General features: G+C 59.2%; 33 protein-coding genes. All 33 read left to right on the forward strand.

Annotated features, from left to right (window positions below):
• Positions 1–458: 458 nt before the first annotated feature.
• Positions 459–785 (forward strand): hypothetical protein, encoded by a 327-nt coding sequence (locus BXA01_RS19740; RefSeq protein WP_076565688.1) that lies wholly within the window; start codon positions 459–461, stop codon positions 783–785.
• On the forward strand, positions 782–1,057 hold the full coding sequence (locus BXA01_RS19745; RefSeq protein WP_076565691.1) for a hypothetical protein: 276 nt from the start codon (positions 782–784) through the stop codon (positions 1,055–1,057). Before BXA01_RS19740 ends, BXA01_RS19745 begins: the two co-directional genes overlap by 4 nt.
• Positions 1,054–1,524 (forward strand): Cro/CI family transcriptional regulator, encoded by a 471-nt coding sequence (locus tag BXA01_RS26990; protein ID WP_231990991.1) that lies wholly within the window; start codon positions 1,054–1,056, stop codon positions 1,522–1,524. Before BXA01_RS19745 ends, BXA01_RS26990 begins: the two co-directional genes overlap by 4 nt.
• Positions 1,521–2,285, forward strand: coding sequence for a BRO-N domain-containing protein (locus BXA01_RS19755; RefSeq protein WP_076565693.1), 765 nt, complete (start codon positions 1,521–1,523; stop codon positions 2,283–2,285). The genes BXA01_RS26990 and BXA01_RS19755 overlap by 4 nt, the downstream gene beginning before the upstream one ends.
• Positions 2,282–2,875 carry a hypothetical protein gene (locus BXA01_RS19760; RefSeq protein ID WP_076565695.1) on the forward strand — a complete coding sequence of 198 codons (594 nt, stop codon included), beginning with the start codon at positions 2,282–2,284 and terminating at the stop codon, positions 2,873–2,875. The genes BXA01_RS19755 and BXA01_RS19760 overlap by 4 nt, the downstream gene beginning before the upstream one ends.
• A complete protein-coding gene (locus tag BXA01_RS19765) occupies positions 2,872–3,096 on the forward strand; it encodes a hypothetical protein (protein ID WP_076565697.1) in 225 nt (74 codons plus the stop codon). Before BXA01_RS19760 ends, BXA01_RS19765 begins: the two co-directional genes overlap by 4 nt.
• Positions 3,097–3,098: 2 nt before the next feature.
• Positions 3,099–3,833, forward strand: coding sequence for a helix-turn-helix domain-containing protein (locus BXA01_RS19770; protein WP_076565699.1), 735 nt, complete (start codon positions 3,099–3,101; stop codon positions 3,831–3,833).
• The gene (locus BXA01_RS19775; protein ID WP_076565701.1) at positions 3,814–4,617 is read left to right on the forward strand and encodes an ATP-binding protein; all 804 of its coding nucleotides are present in this window, start codon (positions 3,814–3,816) and stop codon (positions 4,615–4,617) included. Before BXA01_RS19770 ends, BXA01_RS19775 begins: the two co-directional genes overlap by 20 nt.
• Positions 4,614–5,987: a replicative DNA helicase gene (locus BXA01_RS19780; protein ID WP_076565703.1), complete on the forward strand. Its 1,374-nt coding sequence runs from the start codon at positions 4,614–4,616 to the stop codon at positions 5,985–5,987. Before BXA01_RS19775 ends, BXA01_RS19780 begins: the two co-directional genes overlap by 4 nt.
• Positions 5,984–6,268: a hypothetical protein gene (locus BXA01_RS19785; protein ID WP_076565706.1), complete on the forward strand. Its 285-nt coding sequence runs from the start codon at positions 5,984–5,986 to the stop codon at positions 6,266–6,268. The genes BXA01_RS19780 and BXA01_RS19785 overlap by 4 nt, the downstream gene beginning before the upstream one ends.
• Positions 6,265–6,654 carry an antiterminator Q family protein gene (locus BXA01_RS19790; protein WP_076565708.1) on the forward strand — a complete coding sequence of 130 codons (390 nt, stop codon included), beginning with the start codon at positions 6,265–6,267 and terminating at the stop codon, positions 6,652–6,654. Before BXA01_RS19785 ends, BXA01_RS19790 begins: the two co-directional genes overlap by 4 nt.
• 153 nt (positions 6,655–6,807) lie before the next feature.
• Positions 6,808–7,272 (forward strand): hypothetical protein, encoded by a 465-nt coding sequence (locus BXA01_RS19795; protein ID WP_076565711.1) that lies wholly within the window; start codon positions 6,808–6,810, stop codon positions 7,270–7,272.
• 68 nt (positions 7,273–7,340) lie between these two features.
• On the forward strand, positions 7,341–7,712 hold the full coding sequence (locus BXA01_RS19800; RefSeq protein WP_076565713.1) for a chemotaxis protein: 372 nt from the start codon (positions 7,341–7,343) through the stop codon (positions 7,710–7,712).
• Complete coding sequence (locus BXA01_RS19805; RefSeq protein ID WP_076565716.1) at positions 7,712–8,050, forward strand: hypothetical protein; 339 nt, start codon at positions 7,712–7,714, stop codon at positions 8,048–8,050. The genes BXA01_RS19800 and BXA01_RS19805 overlap by 1 nt, the downstream gene beginning before the upstream one ends.
• 61 nt (positions 8,051–8,111) lie before the next feature.
• The gene (locus BXA01_RS19810) at positions 8,112–8,348 is read left to right on the forward strand and encodes a hypothetical protein (RefSeq protein ID WP_076565717.1); all 237 of its coding nucleotides are present in this window, start codon (positions 8,112–8,114) and stop codon (positions 8,346–8,348) included.
• A gap of 235 nt (positions 8,349–8,583) precedes the next feature.
• Entirely contained in the window at positions 8,584–8,904 is a 321-nt protein-coding gene (locus BXA01_RS19820; RefSeq protein WP_076565720.1) for an HNH endonuclease, read from the forward strand.
• Between the two features lie 143 nt (positions 8,905–9,047).
• Positions 9,048–9,506, forward strand: coding sequence for a phage terminase small subunit P27 family (locus tag BXA01_RS19825; RefSeq protein ID WP_076565723.1), 459 nt, complete (start codon positions 9,048–9,050; stop codon positions 9,504–9,506).
• Complete coding sequence (locus tag BXA01_RS19830; protein ID WP_076565726.1) at positions 9,460–11,247, forward strand: terminase large subunit; 1,788 nt, start codon at positions 9,460–9,462, stop codon at positions 11,245–11,247. The genes BXA01_RS19825 and BXA01_RS19830 overlap by 47 nt, the downstream gene beginning before the upstream one ends.
• Positions 11,247–12,518: a phage portal protein gene (locus BXA01_RS19835; protein WP_076565729.1), complete on the forward strand. Its 1,272-nt coding sequence runs from the start codon at positions 11,247–11,249 to the stop codon at positions 12,516–12,518. Before BXA01_RS19830 ends, BXA01_RS19835 begins: the two co-directional genes overlap by 1 nt.
• An 18-nt stretch (positions 12,519–12,536) precedes the next feature.
• On the forward strand, positions 12,537–13,199 hold the full coding sequence (locus BXA01_RS19840) for an HK97 family phage prohead protease (protein WP_076565732.1): 663 nt from the start codon (positions 12,537–12,539) through the stop codon (positions 13,197–13,199).
• 3 nt (positions 13,200–13,202) lie between these two features.
• On the forward strand, positions 13,203–14,366 hold the full coding sequence (locus BXA01_RS19845; protein WP_076565734.1) for a phage major capsid protein: 1,164 nt from the start codon (positions 13,203–13,205) through the stop codon (positions 14,364–14,366).
• Positions 14,367–14,403: 37 nt separating this feature from the next.
• Positions 14,404–14,592 (forward strand): hypothetical protein, encoded by a 189-nt coding sequence (locus BXA01_RS19850; RefSeq protein ID WP_076565736.1) that lies wholly within the window; start codon positions 14,404–14,406, stop codon positions 14,590–14,592.
• Positions 14,593–14,892, forward strand: coding sequence for a head-tail connector protein (locus BXA01_RS19855; protein ID WP_076565738.1), 300 nt, complete (start codon positions 14,593–14,595; stop codon positions 14,890–14,892).
• Complete coding sequence (locus tag BXA01_RS19860; protein WP_076565740.1) at positions 14,892–15,224, forward strand: head-tail adaptor protein; 333 nt, start codon at positions 14,892–14,894, stop codon at positions 15,222–15,224. The genes BXA01_RS19855 and BXA01_RS19860 overlap by 1 nt, the downstream gene beginning before the upstream one ends.
• A gap of 10 nt (positions 15,225–15,234) precedes the next feature.
• A complete protein-coding gene (locus tag BXA01_RS27135) occupies positions 15,235–15,402 on the forward strand; it encodes a hypothetical protein (protein ID WP_172834014.1) in 168 nt (55 codons plus the stop codon).
• A 3-nt stretch (positions 15,403–15,405) separates the two neighbouring features.
• Complete coding sequence (locus BXA01_RS19865) at positions 15,406–15,984, forward strand: HK97-gp10 family putative phage morphogenesis protein (protein WP_076565742.1); 579 nt, start codon at positions 15,406–15,408, stop codon at positions 15,982–15,984.
• Positions 15,977–16,363: a DUF3168 domain-containing protein gene (locus BXA01_RS19870; RefSeq protein ID WP_076565743.1), complete on the forward strand. Its 387-nt coding sequence runs from the start codon at positions 15,977–15,979 to the stop codon at positions 16,361–16,363. The genes BXA01_RS19865 and BXA01_RS19870 overlap by 8 nt, the downstream gene beginning before the upstream one ends.
• 54 nt (positions 16,364–16,417) lie before the next feature.
• Positions 16,418–16,918 carry a hypothetical protein gene (locus tag BXA01_RS19875; RefSeq protein WP_076565745.1) on the forward strand — a complete coding sequence of 167 codons (501 nt, stop codon included), beginning with the start codon at positions 16,418–16,420 and terminating at the stop codon, positions 16,916–16,918.
• Positions 16,919–16,957: 39 nt separating this feature from the next.
• Positions 16,958–17,287: a hypothetical protein gene (locus tag BXA01_RS19880; protein WP_076565747.1), complete on the forward strand. Its 330-nt coding sequence runs from the start codon at positions 16,958–16,960 to the stop codon at positions 17,285–17,287.
• A gap of 92 nt (positions 17,288–17,379) precedes the next feature.
• Positions 17,380–17,535, forward strand: coding sequence for a hypothetical protein (locus BXA01_RS27140; protein ID WP_258450318.1), 156 nt, complete (start codon positions 17,380–17,382; stop codon positions 17,533–17,535).
• 54 nt (positions 17,536–17,589) lie between these two features.
• Positions 17,590–17,847 carry a hypothetical protein gene (locus BXA01_RS19890; protein ID WP_076565749.1) on the forward strand — a complete coding sequence of 86 codons (258 nt, stop codon included), beginning with the start codon at positions 17,590–17,592 and terminating at the stop codon, positions 17,845–17,847.
• 62 nt (positions 17,848–17,909) lie between these two features.
• A complete protein-coding gene (locus BXA01_RS19895) occupies positions 17,910–21,317 on the forward strand; it encodes a phage tail tape measure protein (protein ID WP_076565751.1) in 3,408 nt (1,135 codons plus the stop codon).
• Positions 21,317–21,661 carry a phage tail protein gene (locus BXA01_RS19900; RefSeq protein WP_076565753.1) on the forward strand — a complete coding sequence of 115 codons (345 nt, stop codon included), beginning with the start codon at positions 21,317–21,319 and terminating at the stop codon, positions 21,659–21,661. The genes BXA01_RS19895 and BXA01_RS19900 overlap by 1 nt, the downstream gene beginning before the upstream one ends.
• Positions 21,662–21,699 lie beyond the last annotated feature (38 nt).

The following is a 21,699-nucleotide window of genomic DNA, read 5'->3' on the forward strand; positions in this document are numbered from 1 at the left end:
TGATAAAGGAAGTCCCTCGCCAGGGACTCCTCAGCGACTTCCAAAGGTTCGTTTTTACCTGCTCAATTAAAAGCAACGCTCACTTCCTAGAACTGGATATGGAGCTGACGAAATTCTGCGCATGCGCGGATTTTCCGAAAATGCGACAACTTTGTGCTTATGGGCGACATGCGGGGGGGTCGCGAAAATTTTAATCGTTATAGGGCCCCTCTGCCTTCGCACTAGTAGGTGTGAGTTGCAATTTTTGGAGATGTGATATGCGCGCTCGAACAACTATTCCGCCAGCCCGTCCCGGGTAGGTGACGACCCTCTCAGGGGAGGGGGTTGCATTAATTTTGTGTCGTGGATGATGGGGAAACCTAAACGCCAGGCACAAAAAAGCCCGCTTCGCAGGCGGGCTTCTTAACCAGACCCTTCACGGGGGTCTTCGTACTACTTCGTCTTTAGGAGGCGAATCAATGCACCCAAAAAATAGCACCAACCCACTCGCATCGCAAGAGCTGGTCACGGCCCTTGTCGGCTTCTGTGACACCCCAATCGATAACCGGGGTATTCAATTGCTCAACGTTGCACCTGGCACGAACGCGGAGGATGCACTCCAAACCGCGAAGGTGCTTTCTTCCGGCTTGGGCCAGATCTGCCGCCACATGCACGACAGCTTGAACATCGGCGAACTGGCGTATTGCGATGGCATGGCCGCGCTGGGGTTCCTCGCCGAGACGGTCAGCGCGCTGGTTTGGTCAGTTCAAAAGGGCGCGGAAGCTGATGGCGAGGTCGCACAATGAAGACTCCAATCCTTACGCTCGAGCATGAGCACTGTGTGAGCGGCAATCACGCTGTTCTGGCAGCCGTTGGTGGGGTTCCGGTAGTTGACTCTCTCGACGCAGCGAGCAGCTATTTGGAATCGGTTTGCGCGGGTTTGCGGTCGCTCATGAATGTCTCGGAGTGCACGCACGAAGCGACTCTTGTCTATCTGGCGGCTGATGCTGCGCTGGCGCTCGTCTATGCCTCGCACGCCGGAATCGAGGCCGCGCAGGGCCAAGGCGGTGCAGCATGAACGAGCAAAAGCAGATTGCTCAGGACGCCATTTTTCAGATCGCTTGCGCTATGGAGCAAATTGACTGGCTGCGCGGGGTTCTCTACGTGCTTCGAGATCAGCTCGATCGCCGTAATGACCAGCAATATTCCAAGGTAGCGGACTTGGCCCTGTACAACGCGGATGACTGGCATAACCAGCTCGACTGCGAGGTCAAGACGCTGGAAGAACGCACTGAAAAAGCGTTCGCGAACAGCACGCCCGCTTCACTCATTGATCACTTGGTTCCGTCCCGAGTGTCACTGGAGTCATTCGCCAAGGGCCGCCAGCGAGATGCAGCGCGCCTGCTTGGCGTTTCTCCGACGACCATCAGTAAGGCATTAGGCCTCAAGCGAAAAGTCTTTGTCACTACGAACGCGGATGGCAGTGCGACCGCCGTTGAGGAGTGCCTCTTCCCGCGCGGGCATTCCGCGGGAGGTGCCCAATGAACCTGACCCCCTTCAATTTCAGTGGCGCTGAGATCCGCGTAATCACCGATGCCCAGGGTGAACCTTGGTTTGTCGCCAAGGACGTGGCCGAGCTTCTCGAATATGTAGATACCGATAAGGCAGTTCGGACGCACTGCAAGGCCGCCAAAACCTACCCCGCCGAAATGGCGGGTCAGGTCAGGAACGTCAAGGTCATCCCCGAGCGTGATCTCTATCGACTGGTGATGCGCTCGCAAATGCCAGCGGCTGAGGCTTTCGAAGAGTGGGTGGTGGGAGAAGTGCTGCCGAGCATTCGCAAGACGGGCGGCTACCAACGGAAATTGAGCCCGGCCGAGCAACTGCTCGCCAACGCCCAACTGCTGGTGGACATGGAGCGCCGCCAAGACCAGACCGAGCAGGCCGTGGCCGGGATCGAGACGCGCGTGGCCAACGTAGAGCAGGTTCGCTACCTCGACTCGCGCCCGGCCGGCTTCGAATCCATGACCACCATCCGCGAGCGCATCAACTTGCGCCATGGCATCCCGCCGTGGGTGGTCAACGCCGTGATGCGCGATGTCCCCGGCGCGCCACTGCCGTTCGCCATGGTGCGCAGTGCCCACGCCGACGACGGCGCCCAGCCATACGCGATCTGGCCAACAGCCGACATCACCCGTCGCTTCGACCGGTTTGCTGCCGAGTGCACTTTCGTCACGGCCGAGCGAGCCACCCATCCCGATATTCAGCAAGGCCGGTTCAAGCTGCGCCAGAGGACTTCCGCATGAGCAAAGTTATTGATTTTCCCAAGCCCGCGCAGTCCGAAACAATCGATCAGAAGTACTTCGAGAAGTTCGCCGATGCGGCACTGCTGCTGAAATGTTTCGAAAGCGTGAAAGACGCCACCGAGTTTGTCGAGGAGGGCGGAAAGATCGAAGAGCGGGACGATGTGTACTTGGGCCTGATCGAAGCTTACTGGGCGCTCAAGGTTCTCTTCGAGCGCAGGACAGGCGCGGATGCCAAAAAGGTTTCCGATGATCACTGGAAATCCGCGAGCAAATATCTGCTGGCTGGGAAGGAGGCTCCGCCCATGATGATCCCGACCCGAAAATCGTTGATCGAACCATTACCGCCAGAATTCTTCGCGGAGCATAGCGACCTCGCTCTGGCCTGCACTGCTTTCAATTCGAGCGACCAGATCAGGCTTGGGACAAACGCGACAATTGCAGCTTCCAACGCGGCGATTTCAGCCACCGTAGCAGTGGAGGCCATCAACGCGACTACCGTGCTTCGCCTTCTGGTCCTGCGTCTGTCTGGCGGCTCAATGGAAACCATGGCAGCCCATATCGGCCGCAAGCCAGGGGAGACGCTGCAATGAACCGCCTCCCGCAAACCACAACCGCCGAGAAAGGCCCCGTGTCGGTAATCGCCGGGCCGTGGCCGAGCTACAGCCAATTCAGGGGGCTGCCAGAACGCGATCGCTGGGTTCTGTATGGATCGGCCAAGGCCTACCGCCAAGCGCTGGAAGATCAGGGGCTCGTGATGGCAGAGGGGTACGACTCCTTTATTCGCCGCGTATGCGCCGAGTTGGAGATCTGACTATGAGCATGGATCTGATGGTTAAGGCCATGAAAACGAAAGTCGGAAACCCGCTGCGCAAGCTGGTGCTGGTCAAGCTGGCCGACAACGCCAGCGATCAAGGCGAGTGCTGGCCGTCCTATCAGCACATCGCCGACCAGTGCGAGATCGACAGGAGCACGGTACGCAAGCACATCAAGCAGCTTGAGGCGCAGGGGCTGCTGCGTATCGAGAACCGGGAAGGCCCGAAAGGCAACTCAACGAATCTGTATTTCCTCAACCTTTGGGCTGTAGGCCAAAAAAGCACCCCTGTAGGCCCAGAAAGCACAGGTGTAGGCACACAGCCTACAGGGGGTGTAGGCCCAGAAAGCACCAGAACCAGTCACTCTTCTGAACCAGTCAAAGAACCTAAAACCTTGTGCACATCGGGAGTGGAATTGGCTGAGGCCTTCGAAGTGTTCTGGAAGCTGTACCCGAACAAAAAAGCCAAGACGAACGCTCGCAAGGCATGGGACAAGCTCAAACCAAGCACCGAACTGCGACAAACCTTGATGAGCGCATTGGGCAGTCACCGCCTTTCCCGAGATTGGACGAAGGACGACGGGCAGTACGTGCCGATGGCCTCGACCTGGCTCAACGGCGAGCGCTGGCATGACGAGCTCGCTCCGGCGACTGGGAAAACATCGACCTTCACCAACCTGCCGCAACACGAAGCAAACGCTTATCCGGAGGTGCCACATGGCCAAACCAATTTCTAAATTCAGCCGCGTGCCGGATGTTCGTTTCTTCGAGGCGCAGTGCCCGGTGCATGGCACGGTCGATGGTGCTGAGGTCGAGCAGTTCGACGGCACCTATCTGGTGCGCGCTTGCCGTCGGTGCCAGTGGGAGGCGATGAACACCGCCGACAAACGCAGCGAAGCTCACACCGAGGCGCTGGCCCGCCGTAAAGCAACGACGCTGAACGAGCTGCTGATTGGGTCGGGCATTACGCCGCGGTTTGCCGAGTGCACGCTGGATAACTTCACCACTGGTGCGGTGCTGGAAAAGGTCCGCGCTTTGTCGACCTGCCAGTCCTACATTGATCAGTTCGAAGAGAACTACCGCGCCGGCCGCTCGCTGATCCTGTCCGGCAACGTCGGCACCGGGAAAACGCATCTGGCCAGTGGGATCGTTCAGCAGGTCATCCGGAAGTTCAGCGCCGCAGCTTTGATCGTCTCGGCCGCAGAGATCATCCGCATCGCCAAGGGCGCGATGGTGCGCGGCGCTGACTACACCGAGCGCGACGTGATCAACGAACTGGCGAGTTTGGACCTGCTGGCGATCGACGAAATCGGCGCGCAAAAGGGGAGCGAGTACGAACTGGGATTGCTCCACGAAGTCATCGATCGCCGGTATCAGCTTGTCCTGCCCACTGTGGTGGTGTCCAACCTGCCGGCAAACGCTCTCGACCAGTTCATCGGCGACCGCGCGCTCGATCGCCTGCGCCAGAACGGTGGTCAGGCCGTCGGCTTCAGCTGGTCTTCGATGAGGGCCACCGCATGAGTGAATATCGCGAACTGTTCAGCGATGAGGCTGAACACGCTCTGCTGGGGGCGATGCTGCTGGATGGCGAGCTGTTCGACGCCATCACCAGCCAGGTCTCGGCGGCGGACTTTCATGATCCGGAGAATGCTGCGCTGTTCCAAACGATGATTGGCTGTCATGCGGCCGGCAGCCCAGTCGACCCGGTAACGCTGCACGACTTCGCCGAATATCTCCCAAGCGGCGCCCGAACACTGGCCTACGCCGCCGAGCTGGCGCGCAACACACCCAGTACCGCCAACTGGAAGGCCTATGCCAAGGTTGTGACCGAGCGCGCCGTGCTGCGCCGCTTGGTGGACGCTGCCGACGCGGTGCGGGAGTTGGCAACCGAGAATCGGCCTGTCGCCGAAATCATCGCCAGCGCACAGCAGGCAATGGCGGATCTGCGAGACCTGCAGACAGGAGAACCGGATTACAAACGGTTGGATGAGGTAATCCAGCGCAACATCGACGTGATCGACTCCAAGTTCAATGGTCAACTGGAGTCTGGTCTTTCGACTGGGCTGGTTGATCTCGACAAGCTGATCCGCGGTTTGCGAAAGAAAACCGTCACCATCGTGGCCGGGCTGCCGGGGAGCGGCAAAACCACGCTTGGGCTGCAGATCGCACAGCACGTTGCGTGCAGCGGCGCCGGTGTAGGCATGGTGTTCTCCCTGGAAATGCCCGAGGAGGAATTGGGGAACCGTGTGCTGGCGTCAATCGGCGGGGTTGATCTGCGGAAGCTTGACGACGGCCAGTTGCAGGACGATGACTGGCCCCGACTGACCTCGGCGGTGAGCAAGATCATGGATAAACCGCTCTTCATCAGCGACAAGTCCGGGCTCACGGTGGCACGAATCCGCAGCATCGCGCGCCAAGTGCAACGCACGCACGGCCTTGATGTGGTGGTGATCGACTACATCGGCCTGATCGGTTCTGACGGTAAGTCGTTCAACCGCACCTCGGAGCTTGGCAAGATCTCGACCGGCATCGTGAACATCGCCAAGGAGCTGGAAGTGCCGGTGATTCTGCTGGCGCAACTCAACCGCGACTCGACGAAGCGCCCGGGCAAGAAGCCGATCGCCTCGGATCTGCGCGACTCCGGACAGATCGAGGCGGACGCCCACTGCATCATCCTCGTTCATCGTGACGCGGACTCGGAGGAGGGCCAGAACGGCGTTACCGAGCTGATCATGCCCAAGTGCAGGCACGCGCCAGTCGGTTCGTGTCTCGTTCAGCAGCAGGGCCAGTACGCCCGCTTCGTCAACTTCGCCGGCAACCGTGAGCCGAGCAACGAGGAGGTCGAAATGGGCCGCTCGTTCGCCAGTCAGTACAGAGGAAAATCTCGATGAGTAACGTAACGGCGGCGCTGCCGCGCAAGAGCTTGACCCCAGTCGAGTGCCAGTTCCTGAAACAAGGGAATCGTCTGCTGCTGGAAAAGACCAATGGCCGAATCGGCTCGGCGGCGTTCATGGACGTCATTGCCGACTGGCACGCGTCCCGCGCCAACTTGGGCTTCGAGGACTTCGCCCGGCGCTGGATCACCGAAGGCAACGCAAAAAACAAGATCGCTGACAAGCTGCTGCGGGAGCTGTTCGGCATGGATGAGCCAAATCCGAGGAAGGCAGCATGAAAAAACGAACGTATGTGGGCAAGGCTCTGGGCGACACTGAGTGGCTGCTGGAACAGTGGGGCTTTTGGCGCATGGATGGCATGGGCGTGCCAAGCTACGTGTCGCCGCTGTATGCGCTGATTCGAGACAACACTCCGTGCACTGGCGGGGTCAAGGAGTACAGCCTGACCGATGACCTGGCGCTGATTGTCGACGGCGCGGTTGCCCGCCTGATCAATCGAGATACGCAGATGGGCGACTTCATCTGGCTTTACTTCGGAGCCAAGTGGCCTGCGCTGCGAATTGCCCGGGCGGCTGGCATCGGTGAAGCCAAAGCGCGGGAAGTGATCAAGGCCGGTGTTGCCTGGGTTGACTGCGCGCTGGAACGAGTTAGAGAGGCTGCGTAAAAAAGTCTTTCCACGCGGATAAACACCTGTTTTCATGGCACCGTGTTCAGCTTTTCAAGCGCGACACAATAGAGAAAGCCCGACCATTGCGTCGGGCTTTTTTGTGCCCTGGATTCGTGACATGCTATTTGGCCATCACAGAAGGATCACATGATGCCTAATTTTTCCGATCTCCAGGCCGCTTCCAGTTCGGCAGTAAGTCGAGAACGTATCTACTGGAGCAACCTTGTTAAGCTCCTTGAGAAGTTTGGTGAGCAGTTTGTTGAATATTTGGAGCTGCCGTCGCCAACCTACGTTCTGGAAGGCCGCGAGTGTCACTACGTGACAGTCACTCAGAGAAAATCTATAGGCACTAATTCGGCTTTTGATCCATCGGATTACGAGAAGAAGGAGCGCTCGATTCCCTTCACGATCACCGTGGCGCTACCTGACGCTTCACAGGGAATTGTTCGTGAGGTATCAGTTGATCTCGCTCTGAGTTCAGTGGATGGCAATCCTACTATTCACAGCAGTGAGTTTGTCGGTGGCGAGCGTATTATTCGTTATGACCCCATCGCATACCGCAGTTCGATGGACAAAATTGCAAACGTTCTCAAAAGCAAGGCTGAAACCGTTTAAACATTTATTGTTGCTCACCATTCCTGACCCCGGCCGATTGCCGGGGTTTTTCGTTTCTGGAGTATCGGATGGACCCTACTGACCTCGGCCCAGGCACAGCTACCTGGCTGGGCGGTACCGGAACCGTATTGCTGGGCGCCTTCCTTTGGCTGCGCAAGTTCCTCTCGAAGGATGCTGCAGACCGGGCCATGGACAACGCCGATATCGGCACCGTCCGCCGCCTCAATGAACTCCTCGACTCAGAGCGCACCGCCCGGAAGGAAGCGGAGGCCCGTGCCGATCAGTTCGCCAAAGAGCGCAACGAGCTCGCCGCTGCGGTAGGTCGGATGGAGGGCAAGATTGAAGCCCTCACCAGTCACGTCGCACAGCTCACCGCAACGGTAACCTCGCAGAGCGAAGAAATCGCCAGTCTGCGTACCAAGCTGGGAGGCATCAACTGATGGACAGATGCGCAATGGAGTTCATTGCTCGCCGCTGGTGGCGCCGGGCTGAGATCTGGGTGATCGCCGCGTTGTTGCTCGCCGGCGGACTGATCCTCGGCTACCAGGCCGGCGTGTGGTCAGCCAGCAGTGAGCAGACCAAGCAGCTCGCCGAGGTGCGCGCCGCCTACGACGCTGCGCTGGGCAAGCGTGACGTTCGCCTCAACAGCCTGGCCGAGAAGACGCAGGATGCAGCCGTGAAAGTGCAGGAAGCCTCGAACTCAGCGGTACAGGCCGCCGACACCGCCAGCAAGGCAGCGGAGAAGGTCAACGAAGCCGTCGAACGGCAAACACCATAGGTCGCGACACGTTTCGCGAGAGTGCAAATTGTGTCGCGACACGCGGCGAGGATTGATCCCCATGAATATCGAAGACCAAACGCTTGAACTCGGCTTCAACCTCAGCACCAACGTTATTCAGCCAGCCCCTGGCGATTTGATTGTCGTCAAGGTAAGCCATCTTCTCACTGTGTCTCAGCGCGAGATGTTTACCGAAAAGCTGCAGCCAGCGTTTGAACCATTCGGTTGCAAGTTCCTGCTGCTGGAAGGTGGTGCGGACATCATGCTGGTGAAGAAGGCAAAGCCGGACGGTTGCTGACTATGGGGCACACCTTCGAATGTGCCGGGTGTCATCACATCAAGACAGAGGCGGTGCCGTACTACGGTAGCGGCCTGATGTGGGAATCCTGCCGACGGTCGCTGATGCCTCCACCGCCACCGCCACCGCTGCGCAATCCTAACGCACCGGTGATGCCGAGTGCTGGGTCATTGTGGGCCGGGCTGGTTTTCCTCATTGGTGTAGCGGTAGGCGCCAAGATGACAGGAGGCTGGTAGTGGCTAATACCTCACCGTGGCACCACCTGTACAAGACCAAAGAGTGGTTCAGGCTCCGTTGGGCACAGCTTCAGGCTGAGCCGTTGTGTCGTCGCTGCGCATCGCAGGGAAGGACTGTCGCCGCAATCATCGCCGACCACGTCAAGCCGCACCGTGGCGATGTCACTCTGTTCTTCGATGGGACCAACCTGCAAAGCCTGTGCAAGCTCTGCCACGACAGCGCCAAGCAGAGAGAAGAGAAGTCAGGTGTTGTGGTCGGCTGTGACGTGAACGGATTGCCCATCGACCCTAACCATCATTGGAACCGGTCGAAGCGCTGAAACGAGAATGAATCTTGCCGATAGCGCCTCGGAATGGTGCAGCACGTCACTGCCCCAAGGGGGGAGGGATAAAGTTCAGGATTTCCCCACATAGGACCGCCCTCGACCCTCTTTACGCAAAAAGCCAGAATTGGAGAGTTTTTTTGAAGGGAAGAACCCCCGCCCCGACGACCCAGAAAAAGGTCACCGGGACTTTGCGTGCCAGTCGGGAAAACAAGCGGGAGCCTCAGCTCGCGGTCGCATCATATCAGTCGGCGCCCGCCTCGATGACGGCCGAGGGCCAGGCGGTTTGGAAAATATTCTGCCCGCTCGCCGCGTCGATGGGCGTGCTCACTGAAGCCGATCTGCAAACGCTTGAGCGGCTATGCGAAGTCGCCGCCGAGGTTCGCCGCTTGACCAAAGTTATTTCCGAAGAGGGCCATACCTATTCGACCGATGCCGGGCTGATAAAAGCGCACCCGGCTGTCGCGATGGCGGCTGACGCCGACCGCCGGCTGCTCTCTTACCTTACCCATTTCGGCATGACACCCGCCGCCCGATCCAAGGTCCAGGCCATTGGCGAACCTCCAAGCAAAGACCCGGAAGACGAGTTCTTCAATTGAGGTCAAGAAGGTTTCCTATGCGGTCGACCCTGTAACGGCCTGGGCTCAGGAGGTTTGCACCGGCAAGGTGTTGGCTGGCCCAGATATTCGAAATGCCTGTGGTCGCCACTTGCGAGACCTTGAAGACGGGCCGAAACGCGGTCTGACCTGGGATCTCGAAAAAGCCAACCGGGCTATCCGCTATTTCAAGACAGTGCTGAAGCTCAACGGCGGTGAGCACGAAGGTTTGCCGTTCGTTTTGCTGCCTTGGCAGGCGTTCATCGTCGGCTCGATCTTTGGCTGGATGGCTCCCGACGGCTTCCGGCGATTCCGCACCGTGTACATCGAGTCGGGAAAAGGCTCTGGAAAGTCGCCCTTGGCAGCAGGCATCGGGCTCTACTGCCTGACCTCAGACAACGAGCCGCGCGCCGAGGTGTATGCCGCAGCGACAAAGCGCGACCAGGCAATGATCCTGTTCCGTGATGCGGTGGCGATGGTTGATCAGTCGCCCGCGCTGATGAAAAAAATCAAGAAGTCGGGCCGAGATGAAAAGGTCTGGAACTTGGCCTACTTGGCAACCGGATCGTTCTTTCGCCCGATCAGCTCCGACGATGGGCAGTCTGGTCCGCGTCCGCACTGCGCGCTGATCGACGAGGTCCACGAACACAAGAACAACAAGACCGTCGAATTCATGCGGGCGGGCACCAAGGGCCGACGCCAAGCTTTGATCTTGATGATCACCAACAGTGGGCACGACCGGAACTCGGTTTGCTACAGCTATCACCAGCTCGGCGTGAACGTCTGTGAGGCTGGTGCCAAGGGTGTGACCAAGCGGCACCGGCACTTCAACGACGGTTTCTTTGCCTTCATCTGTTCGCTGGATAAAGGCGACGATCCGTTCAAGGATGAGAAGTGCTGGGGCAAGGCCAACCCATCGCTGGGCCACACATTTCAGCCGAAGTATCTGCGCGAGCAGGTGACCGATGCGAAGGGTATGCCGGCCAAAGCGAGCACTGTCCGCCGCCTGAACTTTTGTCAGTGGGTGGATGCTGCGAACCCATGGGTGGACATCGACACATGGCTGTCCTGCTGTGCGAGCTTCGACCCCGAGAAACTGGCGGGCAAGGTTTGCTATGGGGGGCTCGATCTTTCAGGCAAGCGCGATCTCACGGCGCTGAATCTGTATTTCCCGGAAGACGGTAAATCAATCGCCGAGTTCTGGACGCCCAAGGACACGATGCTCGACCGCGCCGCGATCGATGGCGTTCCGTATGACGTCTGGCTCGAGGATGGACACATTCACGCGCCGCCAGGGAAGGCGATCAACTACGCGTTCGTCGCCAAGCGCTTGGGCGAGCTCGCCGCGAAGTTCGACATTCAGGCGATCGCCTTCGATCCATTCCACATGAGCTATCTGGAGATTGAGCTTGAGGCCCAAGGCATAGAGCTGACGCTGGTTCCGCACGGCCAAGGCTTCCGCCCGGCGCGCGAGTCGAACCTCTGGATGACTCACTCAATTGATCTGGTGGAGGACTTGATCCTCACCGGACAGATTCAGGTGCTGGCGAATCCATGCCTTACCTGGAACATCGCGTCTGCCGTAATGGAGGCCGACGCTCAGGAAAACAGATGCTTTTCGAAGCGAAAACGAACTGGCCGGATCGACGGCGCAGTTGCCTTGGCTATGGCCGTGGGCGCAGCAGAGCAAAGAACCTTGACGCAAAACCTTGATGACTTCCTCAATCGACCGATGAGCATGTAATGGCAGATACCGACTACAGCATTGACCTGCGCACCCGCAGCCCATTCTGGGCGCGCTTGGCGAGCTTCTTTGTCGGCGGTCGCTTGTCGACTCCAGACAAGGGATCGCAAACGGGGCCAGTATCCGCCACAGGCCAGGTCGGCGACTCGGCTGTAACGGACGAGCGCTCCTTGCAAATTGCTACAGTCTTCGCCTGTGTTCGGCTTATCTCCAGCGTCACGGCGTGCATGCCGTTGGACGTGTTCGAAACGAAAGGGGAGGACCGGACCAAGGTCGGATTGGACCATCCGCTGGCCAGACTGTTGAAGTACCGACCAAACGATTTCATGACGGCCTTCGACTTTCGCGTCGCGATGACCATGCAGCTTTGCTATTACGGCAACGCGTATGCCCTGATCGAGCGCAACGGCGTCGGTGATGTCATCAGCCTTGTGCCTTTGATGTCGGTGAACATGGACGTTCGCCTTGAGGGGAAGCGAATCCTTTACCGGTATCGAAGGGATACCGAGTACGCCGACTTCAAGCAAGCCGAGATATTCCATCTCAAGGGCTTCGGCTTCAACGGTCTGGTCGGCCTCTCGCCGATCGCCTTCGCCGCCAAGACAGCGAGCGTCGCTGTAGCGATGGAGGATCAGCAGCGCGACTTCTACGCCAATGGCGCGAAATCGCCTCAGTTGCTCATGACGGGCGATGGGAAGTTGCTCACCTCTGAGCAGCGCAACCAGACGGAGGCCAACTTCAAGGAGATCGCCGGTGGCCCGGTAAAGAAACGCCTATGGATCTTGGAGGGCGGGTTTACGACCCAGCCCATCGGCGTGAGCCCTCAAGACGCCGAAACGATGGCCGCCCGCAAGTTCCAGGTCAGCGAGTTGGCCCGTTTCTTCGGCGTGCCACCGCACCTGGTGGGCGACGTTGAAAAGTCTACAAGCTGGGGCTCTGGCATTGAGCAGCAGAACCTTGGATTCCTCCAGTACAGCCTCGACGCATACCTCGAGATCTGGGAGGGGTGCATCCTACGATGGCTTGTCAAACCGGCAGACCTTGGGCGAATCCACGCCGAGCACAACCGCGACGGATTGTTGAGTGGTGACTCGACTGCGCGGGCCAATTACATGAAGACCAAAGTGGACACGGGGCTTCTAACGATCAACGAAGGACGCCGCATTGATAACCGGCCACCACTGCCTGGTGGTGATGTCGCAACCCGGCAGTCTCAGAACGTGCCGCTTACCCAACTTGGCCAAACGAACCCCGCACCTAGCGGGGTTTAGTTTTTCTGGAGCTACCCAATGTCAAATATTCAAAAGACTCTGGCCTTTACCGAGACCGAAATAAAGTTTTCCTCCGACGGCAAAGTTGGGGTGTTCGAGGGATACGCCAGTGTCTTTGATGTGATCGACTCTGACGGCGACATCATCAAGCCCGGGGCCTACAAGAAGGCTCTGTCTTCTCAAAGCCGACAGGTAGGAATGTTCTTCAATCACCAGACGTGGGGGATGCCCGTCGGCAAGTGGCAGAGCCTGGAAGAGGACAGCAAGGGCCTCATCGTTATTGGCGAATTGACGCCAGGCCTTTCCGTATCCAACGACTTGCGCGCCGCAATGGAGCACAAGACGGTTGAAGGCCTTTCGGTTGGCTTCACTGTGATGAAGGACGATTACACCATCATCGATACCGGCCGGGCCTTCAACAATGTGCAGGCTCTGCGGGAGATCAGCATCTGCACTTTCCCTGCAAATGAGCAGGCGACCATCGAGTCCATGAAAAGCATGGAGTCGATCACCACGATTCGCGACGTAGAGCACTGGCTGAGGGATTCGGCTGGGCTATCGAAGTCGCAAGCCCTGGGCTTCATCGCCCGGTTCAAGTCCGCAGTTCGGAGTGATTCCGAAGGTGGCGAAATCACCGCGCTCTTGCAGCGCATCAAGTCCTTCCCATCTGTAGGAAAATAAACCATGTCCGAGTTGGCCCAAATCCAAAAGGCGATCGAAGACGCGCAGAAGAACATGACCGAACTGTTCGATGCGCAGAAGAAAGAAATCAGCAGCACCGGCGAGATCAGCAAAAAGCTGCAGACCGATTTGCAGACCGTCCAAGACGAACTGAAAACTGCCGGCACTCGTTTGTTCGATCTCGAATCGAAGCTCGCAACCGGCAACCTCGACAACCCGGAAACCAAAAAGTCGTTTGCCGAACGTGCCGCCGAAGACCTCAAAAAAGGCTGGAACGGTTCCACGTCCGGCAAGGTTGACGTGAAAAGCTTCAGCAAAGCCCTGGGCGCTGGCGCTGCTTCGGCAGGCGCACTGGTTCAGCCGCAGCAAAACGCCGGCATCCTGATGCCAGGCCTGCGTCGTCTCACTATCCGTGACTTGCTGGCGCAGGGCCGAACCACCTCCAATGCCATCGAGTACGTGCGCGAAAACGTTTTCACCAACAGCGCCGCGCCGGTGGCCGAGGGAAACCTCAAGCCGGAATCTCAGCTGACCTTCACGAAGGAAACGGCCAACGTCAAAACCATCGCCCACTGGATTCAAGCCTCGCGCCAGATCATGGACGATGCGCCGATGCTCGAGTCCTACGTGAACGGTCGCTTGCTGTTCGGCTTGGACCTGGTCGAAGAAGGCCAGCTGCTCAACGGTGACGGTACCGGCGATAACCTGATCGGCTTGAACCAGGTGGCCAGCGCCTACGACGTTGCGCTCAATGCCGCCGGTGACACCCGCGCAGACCAGATCGCCCACGCTATCTTCCAGACAAGCGAGTCCGAGTTTGAAGCGTCCGGCCTGATTTTGAACCCGCGTGATTGGCACGCGATCGCGCTGTTGAAAGACGCCGACGGTCGCTACATCTTCGGTGGCCCGGCGGCTTTCGCGGCCAAGGTCATGTGGGGGCTGCCGGTGGTGGCAACCAAGGCTCAGGCACAAGGCACATTCACCGTCGGCGGCTTCGACCTGGCATCGCAAATCTGGGACCGCATGGACGCGACTATCGAGATCAGCAACCAGGATCGCGACAACTTCGTGAAGAACATGCTGACCATCCTGTGCGAAGAGCGTTTGGCGGTGACTCACTATCGTCCGACCGCGATCATCAAAGGCACTTTCACCCCTGCAGCATAACCACGGGAGCGGGGCAGGTAACTGCCCCGATCACAGCATGAAGACGATTCGCGCTCTGCGTCAGTTCTCGCACTATCACGCCGGCCACTTCGATCAATTCGAGGAGCGCCCGGTAACGGATGACATCGCCGAGGCTTTGATCAGTATGGATTTGGCCGAGGAAGTCGAAGCCGACGGCGTTCCAAAAGAGAAGCCGACCTCGGTCAAGAAAGCGAAGGCAACCTAAATGATCGATCTGGCACGCGTGAAGCTCCACCTGCGAGTGGACGGCGACGACGAGGACTCGATCATCACCGGTTACCTCGAGGCCGCAAAGGCGCACGTAGCCATGCACTGTGATCGCGAGCTCGTCGAATCGGTGCCGACCGGGCCTGAGCAAATGGCGTTCACCCCTGACGTCGAGCAGGCGGTACTGCTGCTCGTTGGGCACTGGTACGCCAACCGCGAGGCCGTGGTGATCGGCACTATCTCATCGGCTGTTCCGCTGGCCGTTGACCGACTTCTCTGGCCAAGGAAGCGTTTCTGATGAGAGCAGGCCCGATGCGTCACCGGTGCGCCATCCATAAAGAGGTGCGCACCCCGAACGGTTCCGGCGGATTCAAAGTCGTCTGGACTGAAGTTGGGAAACTGTGGGCTGAGATAACCATCCCGACCGGGCGAATTGCGCCGGTGGCCGAGCAGCTGAAGGCTGTGGTCACCGCCGAGATCCGCGTCCGGCCAAGGGCCGATGCCGTCGCAGGAAATCGCATCGTGCACACGGCGAAAGGAATCACCACCACCTACCTGATCGGCGCCGCGCTGATCGACAACGAGCACAGCATGCTCAGGCTGCTCTGCTCAAACGTCCCCAACCCTTGAGGGTGAATTTATGAAAGTTATTGCACTGGGTGCCTTGTCAGGCGCCACTGGCGATCGGGAAAAAGGCGAAGAGTTTGTGGTCGACGCCAAGCTCGGCGCCGCGCTCATTCAGCGCGGGGCGGTGAAGCCAGTGGCTGATGCTGCTCCAGCAGATAAACCGGCCAAGGCCAAGGAGTAACCCATGGCTGCCCGCCGGTCGCGCATGTCTGGCGATTTCAAGTTGCGCAAAACGCTGCGCAACATACACGCCACGATGGATAACGAACTGGTCGGCGTGATGCGGGAAGGCGCCGACCAGATCCTGGCAACGATGAGGCAGCTCATCCCGAAGGACACCGGCGCCGCTGCTGCTGCATTGAGGGTGTTCGTCTCCAAGAGCGGTCTGAACGCCGAGATCGGCATCCGGGGCAAGCGGGACACGCAGCGCTTCTTCTACCTTCGCTTCTTGGAGTACGGGACGAAGGGGTACAGCGGCACGCTATACCGTCGAGCAGACAGTAATGCCGTGGGCGGCGAGCACACCAACAACCGCGACAAGTCCAAGCTGTCCGGCCGACGCAACGCACTGCGCGCCCGCGACACGAAGAACAAGTCCGACGGCTCCACTTTCTACGGCAAGTACCCGGACATTCCAGCCCGGCCAGCACACCCATGGTTGCGACCCGCCAAGGACGTGAATCGCGAGTTCGTCCTGGCCAACATCCGTGCCGCGGTAGCCAGGACGCTGCGCAAAGCCAGCATGGGAGCGGGAAATGAGTGATCCGTCTGTTGCTCTGCAAGAAGCGGTATTCGCCAGGCTTGAGGCTGAAGTTTCATGCCCGGTCTACGACGGCGCGCCAATGGACACTGATATGCCGTATGTCTCGATCGACCGCGAGATCTGGACCAACACTTCTCCGATCGCCGGCCGCAAGCGCGAGCAACGACTGATCTACCTTTCGGTCTGGTCAGACGCGCATGGCCAGGCCGAGGTAAAGCGGATCATCGGCGAGGTCGTTTCAGCACTGGACGAGCGCCGCCTGCCTCTGGCTGTTGGCCGGGCAGTATCGGTCAGGGTTGAGCAAGCAGATGCGCAGCGTGACGCCGACGGCGTTACGTACCAGGGATCGATCACGGTCCGCGTCATCACCACCCATTAAACCCAACACCGGCCGCACCGCGGCTTTATCCAATGTGCCTTTGGAGGATTACCCATGGCCGATGACAACCTCAACACAGCCGCCGGCTGCCGATTCTCGCTGGGCACCAAGTCCGGCGCTGCGACCGAGACGGATTACAAAGCTGACACCTACGTCGAAGTGGGCGAGATCGAAGACCTCGGCGAGTTCGGCGACACCTTCAGCTCGGTGACCTTCACCTCGCTGCGCGACGGTCGGGTACGCAAGTACAAGGGCACCGCTGACGCCGGCGACATGACGCTGACCGTAGGCCTCGACAATGGCGACGCCGGCCAGGCTGCGCTGAAGGTAGCGCACAAGGACCGCAGCAAGGGCGATTACAACATCAAGATCACCCTGAACGACGGCGACCCCGACGCAACGCCAGCGGTGCTGCCGACCACCTTCTACATGCGTGGCAAGGTCATGAACAACACCGTCGCCGCTGGCGCCGCTGACAACGTGGTTCGCCGCAACGTCACGATCGGCATCAACTCCGACATCCTCGAAATCCTCCCGGCGGCCGTTGCGCCGTAACCTGAGGGGCTTCGGCCCCGCTTTCCAAGGATCTGACGCATGAGCAAAACCCTCTACGGTACCGTTGAAGTCGAGCTGGATGGTGAGACCTACACACTGAAACCCACGCTTGAGGCCGTTCGCGCGATCGAGGCGCACTTCGGCGGTCTGCGCGGCGCGTCCCAGGCAATCAACGCGCTGAGCGTCGACGGGTGCGCGGTGATCATCGCCGGCGGCGCTGGCTTGAAGGGCAAGGCCGCAGAGGCTGTCGCCGAACAGGTCTGGCAGGCTGGCGTTCTGGAAGTATCTGTGCAGCTCAACGCTTACCTGGTGGCGCTGTACAACCCGCGCGGTACCGCTCCGGGAAAGCCGAAGCCGGCGGCGGCGTAAGTGCTGTCGAGGATGGCAGCTACGTCGACCGGCTGTATGCGGTAGCCACTGGCTGGCTCGGCTGGTCGCCGGATCTGGCCTGGCGCACGCCCATGCCGGAGCTGTTCCTGGCCATGGACGCCAAACTCGAATGGACGCAAATGACCAACCCCTTCGGCGGCAAGGCTGCCGGGAAGAAGGAGAAGCCGAAGCCATCGACCGTTGCGGCGAAGTTGCGCCAGGCGCTGACTGGGCGTCAGGCGGCATGATTTGGTATCAAGAGCTTATTTGATAGGCTACCGGTTTGAATGGAGGCAAACCTGATGCAAGTTCTGATTGTCTTGCTGCTCTTAGTCATAGCCGTAGCGCTGGCTCCGGGCTTTTTCCTTGGACTTGTCGCGATGGTGTTGTCCGCTGGCAACGTAGTTCTATTTTCGCTGACTTCGGTCGTGATCATTCTGGTGGCCGTCTACGTTTGGGAAAGGCGCTCGAACGATCCAGCCAGGCTACAGGCGAAAGAGGAGCGCCGGATCCGAAAGATCACCGATGCAGCCAACAGGAAGAATTCCAATCAGCGATGAATTCCAAACTCATTACTTGATAGAACCCGCCACGGCGGGTTTTTTATTGCCTGGAGAAAAGCATGGCAGATACCGACGTACACGGAATGCTTGTTCGCATTGAGGCCACCACGGCGCAGCTGCGTCAGGAGATGGCTCGGGCGGATTCCACCGTCGGTCAGTCTGCTGGCAAGATCGACAAGAGCTTGGGACGTATCGATACAGCATTTGATCGCGCGGGAGAGAGCGCCCAGAGCGCCGCGGGCGTGATCAAGAACGCCCTGACGATCGCAGTAGGTGCTGCCTCCGTCGGGAAGATTATTGAGACTGCCGACTCATTCAGTCAGATGTCCGATCGCATCGGCATGGCCACTGGCAGCGTCAATGAATACAACTTGGTACAGGATCGTCTTCTCGAAACGGCCAAGCGTACCTATCGGCCGTTGGCTGAAGCCCAAGAGCTCTACATCCGAACGGCGGATAGCCTGAAATCGATGGGTTACAGCACCAGCCAAGCTCTGGACGTGATGGACAGCTTCAGCTTCCTGCTGGTAACGAACTCCGCATCGGCGGACAAAGCCAGCTCGGCAATTGATGCTTACTCGAAAGCACTTCAGACCGGCAAGGTCGAAGCTGATGGATGGCAGGCAATCCTCGCCGCTATGCCGACCGTGGTCGACACCATTGCTAAATCGACGGGGAAAACAGCAGAAGAAATTCGCAGTTTGGGTGCTCAGGGTAAGTTGGCACTCGACATACTAACCGAGGGATTGCAGAAATCGGCTCACGCCAACGGCTTGCTGGCTGACAGCATGGGCGTAGCTGTGCGCGATGCAATGCAAAACCTCAACAACGCGTTTTCGGTATACGTGGGCCGGCTGAACGAGACCACTGACGGCACTGGTGTTCTGGCAAAAGGTATCGGCGCGCTTGGGGATAATTTCGAAATTCTCGCGGACATCGCTGGTGTTGTCGCGGTTGGTGCTCTGGCGGGTTATCTACGTCAACTCGCTGGATCGGCAGCAGCCTCAATTTCTGCGACCAAGGCTGCCGTTGCTGATGCGGTAGCCCGTAAGGCCCAAGCAGCCGCTGTTTTGCTGGCGGCTCAAGCCGACCAACAAAAAGCACAAACTTCTGTTTTCCTTGCTGAGAAAGAGGCAATAGCCGCGCGTGGCACAGCCGTGCAAGCGCAGATGTCGTTGCAGCTCGCCGAAGCAAGAATGGTGGAAACCCGAGCGACCAATGCGGTGGCCGCGGCTCAAGCTGCCGCCAGTCGTGCCTCGCTTGGTGTAATGGGAGTCCTTGGCGGGCCAGCGGGTATAGCGGCGTTGGCGATTGGAGCCGCCACCGCGTTTCTCACGTTGCGCGACAACACCAGCTTTCTCGAAAAGAAGCTCGGAGATCTTTCCAGCCCGATTGATAAGCTCATAGAGAAGTTCAACGAGCTTGACCGTGCCTCACAATCGACCGCCCTTCGAGGGCTGAAGTCTGAGTTAGAGGAGGCCAAGAAGGAACTGGCCGACGCGTCTGGTTCTATCGCATTTGAGTTTCAGAGCAATCTGACAAACGCCGGTCTTGCTGGTGCGTCCGGCTTCATGGCGGGCATCGCGCCTTTGCCGGCTGAGTTTCAGTCGGCCATGGAGATAATCAAGAAGGCTTCAGCTGACCAGGCGGCAGGCCAGATTGTTGACTGGAAGGCTGTCGCGGATCAGTTGCGTGTGATTCCTGGCATCACTGCTGAGATGGCAGACGCTCTGACAGATAGCGGCGGCGCGGTAACGGAAAAGGCGAAGACAGTTCAGCGCCTGAGTGAGGTAATTGCGCAGCTCACCGGTGAGACGGACGCCAATACCCGGGCGGAGCGTGAAAATGCTGCGGCCCGGGCTGGCGCAAACGAAGCCGGGCAGAAGTATTTGGACCAGTTGCTTAAGCAACTTGCGTCCGCTCAGGACAAGACCAGCTTGGAAGCGGCAAATCGGTATATCGCCGAGAACAGTCTGCTCACAAAAGAAATGGTCGTTGCCATCCGATCAGCCGCAGCTGCGAAGGACGCCCAGAAAGCATCCGATGATGCGGCCGCCAAAGCCGCGCGGAAGAACGCCACCGAGGGCACCTCCGCCGCCAAGCAACAGCTCAAATCGTTCGAGTCCGCCGAGGAAGGCTACAAGCGCCAGATCGAGCTGATCAACACCACCGGTGACAAACAGAAGGACGCCACCGAGGTTCAGAAGCTTTCGTTCGAACTCCAAGAAGGAAAGCTGGGCAAGCTCAGTGAGGCGCAAAAGAAGCGGCTGATGGGAATGGCCGCCGAGCTGGACGCGCTGAACAAGCTGAAGAAGGCCAACGAAGACGACCTGAAGCTGACGGCGTTCAAGAATGCGCAGGCGCTGACAACTCGTACATCGAAGGACGGCTACGAGCAGGAGCTTGCCGGGGTTGGAATGGGCGACAAGGCGCGTGATCGGATGCGTGCCGACCTGGCAATGCGCCAAAAGTATGCGGCTGATGTCAACGAACTGGTAAAACAGCGCAACAGTGGGGAAATCACCCCCCAGCTGTACAGGGATGAAACGGCAGTGTTGCAGGCCGAGTACGACAAGCGATTGCAATACCAGCAGGACTTCTACGCCGCTACCGATGAGCAGCAAGCGAACTGGATGAATGGCGTCAACGAGGCCTGGGCGAACTACGCGGACGCGGCCAGGAACTACTCGCAGATCGCTGCCGATGTGACCTCGACCGCGCTGAACACTGGCACCAGTGAGCTGGGCACCTTCCTCGCCGATGTGGCGAGCGGTGCCGAGGATGCCGGCGATGCGCTGGGGGATATGGTCGGCAACTTCGCGAAGTCGATGCTGAAGGCGCTGGGTGACATGGCGGCGCAGTGGCTGATTTACCAGGGCGTGCAAATGCTTGTCGGTAAAACCACGCAGGCGAGTGCCGCAGGCACGCTCGGCGCGAACGCCGCGGCTATGTCGTTGCAGGCGGGGTTGAATGCTTACGCCGCGACAGCCGCAATCCCGATCATCGGCCCGGCCGCTGCGCCGGCGGCGATGGCTACGGCTCTGACAGTAACGGGTCCGCTTGCTTCCGCCGTTGGCATGACCGCAATGGCTGGCGCTGGCTTCATGGAGGGCGGCTACACCGGTGACGGTCGTCGAGACGAGATCGCCGGCCCGGTTCACCGTGGCGAATACGTGTTCAACGCAGACGCGACAGCGCGTATTGGAGTGGGCACCCTGGAAGCGTTGAGCAACGGGAAGGCCGCTTTGGTCGGGCAATCCGGCTCGAGCGCCGGTAGTGGTTCGCCCGCGTCGGCGCCGGCGCCCATCATTTTCAACGCGCCAGTGACCGTTCAGGCTCAGCCAGGCATGAGCAATCAGGAAGCACAGGCGCAGGGCGATTCGATTGGTGCTGCGCTTGAGGCTCGGATGGGGCAGTTTCTTGATCGGGAGATGCGCCAAGGCGGGCGACTCTGGAGGCGAGGCTGATGGCCGAGGAATTTATCTACGATGTTGAGGTGGGCGCCGATGGCGACGTTTCCCAGCGGACTTGGGAAAACGAGTTTGGCGACGGTTACGTGCAGGCCGGCGGCATCGGCATCAACACGAAAAGCCAGGTCTGGAATCTCACGCACACCGGCTCCATAGAACAGGGGGAGGAGCTGCCGCTGATCTGGGCTTTCCTCGATCGGCATGAAGGCTACAAGTCGTTCCTCTGGACGCCACCAGGCGGCGTCCGTGGGCGGTACCGGTGCAACGGATACAAGCCACGCGCTGTTGGCCCCGGACTATTCACTCTCACTTTCGCCTTCAAGCAGGTCTACACGCCCTGACTGAAAGCAATGACCGACCCCGCCGAGTGCGGGGTTTG

The organism is Pseudomonas sp. B10, assembly GCF_900156235.1.
In the GTDB taxonomy this organism is placed as follows: Bacteria; Pseudomonadota; Gammaproteobacteria; order Pseudomonadales; family Pseudomonadaceae; genus Aquipseudomonas; species Aquipseudomonas siliginis.

Bases quoted from the DNA above. Each gene is read 5' to 3' on its own strand.
- BXA01_RS19740 (WP_076565688.1), top strand. From the start codon at position 459: ATGCACCCAAAAAATAGCACCAACCCACTCGCATCGCAAGAGCTGGTC.
- BXA01_RS19745 (WP_076565691.1), top strand. From the start codon at position 782: ATGAAGACTCCAATCCTTACGCTCGAGCATGAGCACTGTGTGAGCGGC.
- BXA01_RS26990 (WP_231990991.1), top strand. From the start codon at position 1,054: ATGAACGAGCAAAAGCAGATTGCTCAGGACGCCATTTTTCAGATCGCT.
- BXA01_RS19755 (WP_076565693.1), top strand. From the start codon at position 1,521: ATGAACCTGACCCCCTTCAATTTCAGTGGCGCTGAGATCCGCGTAATC.
- BXA01_RS19760 (WP_076565695.1), top strand. From the start codon at position 2,282: ATGAGCAAAGTTATTGATTTTCCCAAGCCCGCGCAGTCCGAAACAATC.
- BXA01_RS19765 (WP_076565697.1), top strand. From the start codon at position 2,872: ATGAACCGCCTCCCGCAAACCACAACCGCCGAGAAAGGCCCCGTGTCG.
- BXA01_RS19770 (WP_076565699.1), top strand. From the start codon at position 3,099: ATGAGCATGGATCTGATGGTTAAGGCCATGAAAACGAAAGTCGGAAAC.
- BXA01_RS19775 (WP_076565701.1), top strand. From the start codon at position 3,814: ATGGCCAAACCAATTTCTAAATTCAGCCGCGTGCCGGATGTTCGTTTC.
- BXA01_RS19780 (WP_076565703.1), top strand. From the start codon at position 4,614: ATGAGTGAATATCGCGAACTGTTCAGCGATGAGGCTGAACACGCTCTG.
- BXA01_RS19785 (WP_076565706.1), top strand. From the start codon at position 5,984: ATGAGTAACGTAACGGCGGCGCTGCCGCGCAAGAGCTTGACCCCAGTC.
- BXA01_RS19790 (WP_076565708.1), top strand. From the start codon at position 6,265: ATGAAAAAACGAACGTATGTGGGCAAGGCTCTGGGCGACACTGAGTGG.
- BXA01_RS19795 (WP_076565711.1), top strand. From the start codon at position 6,808: ATGCCTAATTTTTCCGATCTCCAGGCCGCTTCCAGTTCGGCAGTAAGT.
- BXA01_RS19800 (WP_076565713.1), top strand. From the start codon at position 7,341: ATGGACCCTACTGACCTCGGCCCAGGCACAGCTACCTGGCTGGGCGGT.
- BXA01_RS19805 (WP_076565716.1), top strand. From the start codon at position 7,712: ATGGACAGATGCGCAATGGAGTTCATTGCTCGCCGCTGGTGGCGCCGG.
- BXA01_RS19810 (WP_076565717.1), top strand. From the start codon at position 8,112: ATGAATATCGAAGACCAAACGCTTGAACTCGGCTTCAACCTCAGCACC.
- BXA01_RS19835 (WP_076565729.1), top strand. From the start codon at position 11,247: ATGGCAGATACCGACTACAGCATTGACCTGCGCACCCGCAGCCCATTC.
- BXA01_RS19840 (WP_076565732.1), top strand. From the start codon at position 12,537: ATGTCAAATATTCAAAAGACTCTGGCCTTTACCGAGACCGAAATAAAG.
- BXA01_RS19845 (WP_076565734.1), top strand. From the start codon at position 13,203: ATGTCCGAGTTGGCCCAAATCCAAAAGGCGATCGAAGACGCGCAGAAG.
- BXA01_RS19850 (WP_076565736.1), top strand. From the start codon at position 14,404: ATGAAGACGATTCGCGCTCTGCGTCAGTTCTCGCACTATCACGCCGGC.
- BXA01_RS19855 (WP_076565738.1), top strand. From the start codon at position 14,593: ATGATCGATCTGGCACGCGTGAAGCTCCACCTGCGAGTGGACGGCGAC.
- BXA01_RS19860 (WP_076565740.1), top strand. From the start codon at position 14,892: ATGAGAGCAGGCCCGATGCGTCACCGGTGCGCCATCCATAAAGAGGTG.
- BXA01_RS27135 (WP_172834014.1), top strand. From the start codon at position 15,235: ATGAAAGTTATTGCACTGGGTGCCTTGTCAGGCGCCACTGGCGATCGG.
- BXA01_RS19865 (WP_076565742.1), top strand. From the start codon at position 15,406: ATGGCTGCCCGCCGGTCGCGCATGTCTGGCGATTTCAAGTTGCGCAAA.
- BXA01_RS19870 (WP_076565743.1), top strand. From the start codon at position 15,977: ATGAGTGATCCGTCTGTTGCTCTGCAAGAAGCGGTATTCGCCAGGCTT.
- BXA01_RS19875 (WP_076565745.1), top strand. From the start codon at position 16,418: ATGGCCGATGACAACCTCAACACAGCCGCCGGCTGCCGATTCTCGCTG.
- BXA01_RS19880 (WP_076565747.1), top strand. From the start codon at position 16,958: ATGAGCAAAACCCTCTACGGTACCGTTGAAGTCGAGCTGGATGGTGAG.
- BXA01_RS27140 (WP_258450318.1), top strand. From the start codon at position 17,380: ATGCCGGAGCTGTTCCTGGCCATGGACGCCAAACTCGAATGGACGCAA.
- BXA01_RS19890 (WP_076565749.1), top strand. From the start codon at position 17,590: ATGCAAGTTCTGATTGTCTTGCTGCTCTTAGTCATAGCCGTAGCGCTG.
- BXA01_RS19895 (WP_076565751.1), top strand. From the start codon at position 17,910: ATGGCAGATACCGACGTACACGGAATGCTTGTTCGCATTGAGGCCACC.
- BXA01_RS19900 (WP_076565753.1), top strand. From the start codon at position 21,317: ATGGCCGAGGAATTTATCTACGATGTTGAGGTGGGCGCCGATGGCGAC.